4 protein-coding genes are annotated in these 5589 nt (G+C 75.5%); 3 read left to right on the top strand and 1 reads right to left on the bottom strand.

The window, feature by feature from the left end:
- Nucleotides 1-5: 5 nt before the first annotated feature.
- Nucleotides 6-2054 (bottom strand): beta-galactosidase, encoded by a 2049-nt coding sequence (locus AC3EVP_RS36650; RefSeq protein ID WP_435138049.1) that lies wholly within the window; start codon nucleotides 2052-2054, stop codon nucleotides 6-8.
- Between the two features lie 71 nt (nucleotides 2055-2125).
- On the opposite strand from AC3EVP_RS36650, the gene AC3EVP_RS36645 reads away from it, so the two are divergent.
- The 3 genes from AC3EVP_RS36645 to AC3EVP_RS36635 are packed head-to-tail and all read left to right on the top strand — an operon-like array spanning nucleotide 2126 to nucleotide 5537.
- Complete coding sequence (locus AC3EVP_RS36645) at nucleotides 2126-3301, top strand: Gfo/Idh/MocA family protein (RefSeq protein ID WP_435138046.1); 1176 nt, start codon at nucleotides 2126-2128, stop codon at nucleotides 3299-3301.
- Nucleotides 3298-4344, top strand: a complete 1047-nt coding sequence (locus AC3EVP_RS36640) for a sugar phosphate isomerase/epimerase family protein (protein WP_435138043.1) — start codon at nucleotides 3298-3300, stop codon at nucleotides 4342-4344. Before AC3EVP_RS36645 ends, AC3EVP_RS36640 begins: the two co-directional genes overlap by 4 nt.
- The gene (locus tag AC3EVP_RS36635; RefSeq protein ID WP_335972659.1) at nucleotides 4329-5537 is read left to right on the top strand and encodes an ROK family protein; all 1209 of its coding nucleotides are present in this window, start codon (nucleotides 4329-4331) and stop codon (nucleotides 5535-5537) included. The genes AC3EVP_RS36640 and AC3EVP_RS36635 overlap by 16 nt, the downstream gene beginning before the upstream one ends.
- The last annotated feature ends 52 nt before the right edge of the window (nucleotides 5538-5589 follow it).

The following is a 5589-nucleotide window of genomic DNA, read 5'->3' as shown; positions in this document are numbered from 1 at the left end:
CGCCGTCACCGCGTCGGCCGCTCCTCCCGCACCACGGCCACCGACCGCGCCGCCACGACCACCTCGCCCGTGACCTCCCGGCCGCCGACCAGCTCGCGGCCGGCGGCCGGGACCCGCGCCTCGGACCGGCCGTGGTTGAGCAGGAACAGATACGACCCGGCCGCCGAGACCCGGCGCACCGCCTCCACTCCGTCCGGCGCGTCGGCCACCGGCCGCACCCCGCTGCCGGTCAGGACCTGCTCCAGCAGGGCCGCCACCGGCTCGGCGTCCAGGTCCGCGGAGACGTACCAGACCTCGCCGCGGCCCACCGTGCGCCGGGTCACCGCGGGCCGCCCGGCGAGCGCGCCCGCGGTGTAGGCCGCCACCACCTCGGCGTCGTCGGCGTGCAGGTGCTCGCTCCACCGGCCGTACGCCCAGCCGTTGTCCAGCGTGCCGCGGTCCTCGTCGAGCAGCGGGTGGAACTCCTCCACCCACACCCCCAGCAGCTCCCGGAACGCGCCCGGGTAGCCGCCGGTGCGCACCCGGTTGGCGCCGTCCACCACGCCCGACAGGTAGGTCACCACGACCCTGCCGCCGGCCCGGGCGAACGCCTCGACGCGGCGCGCGGTGCTGTCCGCCGTGAGGTACAGCCCCGGCACGAGCAGCACCCGGGCGCCCTCCCACGCGGCCCCCGGCGCGACCACGTCGACCGGCACGTTCCGCCGCCACAGCGCGCGGTGGTAGCGCCGCGCCACCTGCTCCAGCCGCAGGTCCTGGTGCGGCTTGGGCCCCGCCTCCCAGGCCCACGCCGACTCGTCGTCCACCAGGAGCGCGACCTGCGCCGGCGGCACCGTACTGCCCGCCACCTCGCCGATCCGGCGCAGCAGGCCGCCCAGTTCGCGCACCTCGCGCCAGACCCGGGTGCGGGTGCCGGCGTGCGGCAGCATCGCCGAGTGGTACTGCTCGGACCCGGCCACGGACTGCCGCCACTGGAAGAACAGCGCGCCGTCCGAGCCGCGGGCGACGTGCGCGAGCGAGTTGAGGGCCAGCTCGCCGGGCTCCTTGGCGAGGTTCCTGGGCTGCCAGCTCACCGCGCCCGCCGCGTGCTCCATCAGCAGCCACGGCCGGCCCGGGCTCAGCCCCCGGGTGCGGTCGGCGCTGAACGCCAGCTCCTGCACCCGCTCGGGGTCGGCGGCCGTCGTGTAGTGGTCGGTGGCCACCACGTCCAGCCGCGGCGCCCACCGGCTGTGGTCCACGACGTGGGGCCCGGCACCGACCATGAAGTTCGTGGTGGCCGGCCGGTCCGGCGAGAGCTCGGCGAGCACCTGCCGCTCGGCGTCGTACTGCGCCAGCAGCGCGTCGGAGGAGAAGCGGCCGAAGTCCAGCACCAGGCCCGGGTTGCCCGGCATCCCCGCGTCCCGCGGCGGGTCGATCTCCTCGAAGTCCGCGTAGTGGTGGCCCCAGAAGGCCGTGCCCCAGGCGTCGTTGAGCGCGTCGAGCGAGGGGTAGCGGGCGGCGAGCCAGCGGCGGAAGTGCGCGGCGGAGTCCGCGCAGTGGCACATCCGGTTGCCGTTGCCGTACTCGTTGCCGACGTGCCACAGCCGCACCGCGGGGTGGTCGCCGTACCGCTCGCCGAGCGCGCGCACGATGCGCAGGGAGTGGCGGCGCCAGTCGGGGTTGCTCGGGCACCAGCCGAGCCGGCCGCCGGCGCCCAGCCGGGTGCCGTCGGCCCGGACCGGCAGGATGCCGGGGTGCGCGCGCAGCAGCCACGGCGGCGGGCTCGCCGTCGGCGTCGCCAGGTCCACCCCGATCCCCGCGCCGTGCAGCAGGTCCAGCACCCGGTCCAGCCAGCCGAACTCGTAGCGGCCCTCGCGCGGTTCGAGCGCGCTCCAGGAGAAGACGCCGACGGTGACCAGGGTGACGCCCGCCTCGCGCATCAGGGCCACGTCCTGCGGCCACACCTCCGGCGGCCACTGCTCGGGGTTGTAGTCACCGCCGAACGCGAGGCCCCCCTGCGGCCACTCCAACGGGCCGGGCTCCCGCGGTGCCTGGTGCGCCGCCGCTTCTTGCGCCATCCGAGTTCTCCTTGCTCCCGCCGGGACCCAATTGTTTGAACCGCAAACATAACTATGCCATGATGGCACCCATGTGGACAGCCGACACCAGTCCCCGCCCGGCGCCGCGCGCCGGCATCATCGGCGGTGGTTTCATCGCGGCCGTGCACGCACGCGCCGTCCGCGCGGCCGGGGGAGCGCTGCACGGCGTGGCCTCCAGCTCCCCCGAGCGGGCCCGCACCGCCGCCCGCGACCTCGGCGCGGCACGGGCGTACGCCTCGGTGGACGACCTGCTCGCCGACGACGACGTCACCGTGGTGCACGTGTGCAGCCCCAACGGCACCCACGCCGGCTACGCCGAGGCGGCGCTCGAGGCGGGCAAGCACGTCATCTGCGAGAAGCCCCTGACGGTGGACCCGGACCAGGGCGCCGCCCTGCTCGCCCTGGCCGCCGCCCGCGGCCTGACCGCCACCGTCCCCTTCGTCTACCGCTACCACCCGATGGCCGTCGAGGCCCGCGCCCGCGCCGCCGCCGGCGGCCTCGGCGCCCTGGTCGGGGTGCGCGGCGCCTACCTCCAGGAATGGCGGCTGGCCTACGACGAGGACGGCTGGTGGAGCCTGCCCGCGGCGACCGGACCGTCCCGGGCCTTCGGCGACATCGGCTCGCACCTCGGCGACCTGGTGGAGTTCGTCTCCGGCCGGCGCATCACCCGGGTCAACGCGGTCACCCGGACCGTCCACGACCGCAGCCCGCAAGGCCGCCCGCTGACCACCGAGGACCTCGCCGCCCTCGTCGTCGAACTCGACGGCGGCGCCATCGGGTCGCTGATGGTCTCCCAGATGGCCTTCGGCCGCAAGAACCACCTCTTCCTGGAGGTCTCGGGCACCGACGCCAACGTGCTGTTCGAGCAGGAGAACCCCAACGCGCTGTGGTACGCCGACAAGACCGGCGAGCGCCGCGTCCCCCGCGACACCCCGCACCTGTCCGCCGAAGCCGCACGGCTGTCGATCCTGCCCGCCGGCCACCCGATGGGCTACCAGGACGCCTTCAACGCCTTCGTCCGCGACAGCTACGACGCCGCCGCCGGCGCGCCGCCGCGCCCGGAACTGCCCACCTTCCGCGACGGGTTGGCGATGGTGCGGCTGACCGCGGCCGTCGTGGCGTCCGCCGCGTCCGGCACCTGGACCGACATCGCCGAGACACCCCCGGCGCCGACCACCCCGCAGCACCCGGCGGTACAGCACACCGAAGGAGCCCCCACCCCATGACCGCACCGGCCGCCCGGCCCGTCACGCTGTTCACCGGCCAGTGGTACGACGTGCCGCTGGAGCGGATCGCCGCCGACGCCGCCGCCTGGGGCTACGACGGCCTGGAGGTCGACTGCGGCAACCACCTCGACCTGGTCCGCGCCGAGGAGGACCCCGGCTACCTCGACTCCTTCCGGGCACTGCTGGACCGGCACGGCCTGGGCGTGTGGGCGCTGTCCGCCCACGCCGCGGGCAACGCCGTCGGCACCGGCGCCTTCGACTTCCGCCACGCCGACCTGCTGCCCGGGCACATCTGGGGCGACGGCGCCGCCGAGGGCGTGCGGGCCCGCGCCGCCGAGGCGATGAAGCGCGCCGCCCGGGTCGCCCGCAAGCTGGGCGTGGAGCGCGTCGTCGGGTTCTCCGGCTCCACGATCTGGCCCTACGTCGTCGGCTTCCCCGGCGTCCCCGACCACGTCGTCGACGCCGGGTACGAGGACTTCGCGCGCAGCTGGCACCCGGTGCTGGACGTCTTCGACGACGAGGGCGTGGTCTTCGCGCACGAACCGCACCCCGGCGAACTCGCCTTCGACTACTGGACGGCCCACCGCACCCTCGAAGTCCTCGGCCACCGGCGGGCGTTCGGCTTCAACTGGGACCCCAGCCACCTGATGTGGCAGGGCGTGGACCCGGTAGTGTTCATCACCGACTTCGCCGACCGGATCTACCACGTCGACTGCAAGGACACCCGGCTGCGCCCGCGCGACGGCCGCTCCGGGCTGCTCGGCTCGCACCTGCCGTGGGGCGACCCGCGCCGGGCCTGGAACTTCGTGTCGGTGGGGCACGGCGACGTGCCGTGGGAGGACGCGTTCCGCGCGCTGACCGCCGCCGGATACGCCGGCCCGATCTCGGTGGAGTGGGAGGACATGGGTATGGACCGCGCGCACGGGGCGGCCGAAGCACTCGCCTACGTACGGTCGTTGCAGTGGCCGGTGCCCGGCGGCGCGCCGGCCCCCGCGCCGGAGGAGAAGGGAACGACCCAGTGGCCGGCATGCCCCGACCGGTGAACGGCGGCGCCCGGCGGCCCGCCGGCGGCACCGCCGACGACCTGCGCCGCAACAACCTCGCCACCCTCCTCACGCTCGTGCACCGCGGCGGCGGGCTCTCCCGCGCGGAGCTGACCCGGCGCACCGGGCTGAACCGCTCCACCGTGGGCGTCTGCCTGGCCGAACTCGTGGGCCTGGGCCTGGTCGTCGAGGGCCGGCCCGCCGCGAGCCCCGGCAAGGGCCGGCCGAGCGCGGTCATCACGCCGTCGAGCAGCACCGTGGCGGTCACGGTGAACCCCGAGGTCGACGCGATCACCGTCGGGCTGGTCAGCCTCGGCGGCCAGGTGATCGAGCGCTGGCGGATCGAGACCGCCGCCGACCTCACCGCGAAGAAGGTGGTGGCGCGCAGCGCCGCGGCGATAAACGGCCTGCTGACCGGGCGCACCCTGGACGTCGTGGGCATCGGTGTCGCCGTGCCCGGCCAGGTCCGGCTCTCCGACGGCCATGTCCGCGACGCGACCCACCTGCGGTGGCAGGAGGAGCCGCTGGCCGCGGAGCTGGGCAGCGCGACCGGGCTGCCGGTCAAGGCCGCGAACGCCGCCTTACTGGGCATGTTCGGCGAGGTCGCCTTCGGCGCCGGGCGCGGCGTGGACGACCTGGTCTATCTGATCGGCGGCGCCAGCGGCATCGGCGGCGGCGTCGTCAGCGGCGGCGAGGTCATCACCGGCGTGTCCGGGTACGCCGGGGAACTCGGCCACACCTTCGTCCGCACCGGGGGCCTGGCCTGCCACTGCGGTGCCACCGGCTGTCTGGAGGCCGAGGTCACCCAGCAGGCGCTGCTGGACGCGGTCGCGCTGCCGGCGCACCAGGCCGAGCGGCTGGACGAGGCGCTGGCCGCGGCCGGCGAGGACCCGGAGGTGCTCGCCCTGGTCCGGCGCGACCTGGACCTGCTGGGGATCGCCGTGCGCAACGCCGTCAACGTCTTCAACCCGGCCATGGTCGTCCTCGGCGGCTTCCTGGCGAGCCTGTACCGCAACCGGCCCGCCGGCACGGACCTCGGCCAGGACGCGATCCGCGCGGACCGGGAGGCGCTGACCGTCACCACCGCCGAACTCGGCCCCGACCAGCTGCTGATCGGCACCGCCGAACTCGCCTTCGCCGACCTGCTGGCCGACCCCGCCGCGGACCGTGCCGCGCTGAGGCCCGCGACCTGAAGCCCCTGACGTGAGGCCCGCGACCTGAAGCCCGTGACCAAGCTCGCCCCCC

The sequence above is a fragment of the Actinacidiphila sp. bgisy144 genome, assembly GCF_057708105.1.
This window is presented reverse-complemented; position numbering and strand designations above follow the sequence as displayed.

Coding starts and splice junctions, on each gene's coding strand:
- AC3EVP_RS36635 (WP_335972659.1), top strand. CDS start 4,329: ATGCCCCGACCGGTGAACGGCGGCGCCCGGCGGCCCGCCGGCGGCACC.
- AC3EVP_RS36650 (WP_435138049.1), bottom strand. CDS start 2,054: ATGGCGCAAGAAGCGGCGGCGCACCAGGCACCGCGGGAGCCCGGCCCG.
- AC3EVP_RS36640 (WP_435138043.1), top strand. CDS start 3,298: ATGACCGCACCGGCCGCCCGGCCCGTCACGCTGTTCACCGGCCAGTGG.
- AC3EVP_RS36645 (WP_435138046.1), top strand. CDS start 2,126: ATGTGGACAGCCGACACCAGTCCCCGCCCGGCGCCGCGCGCCGGCATC.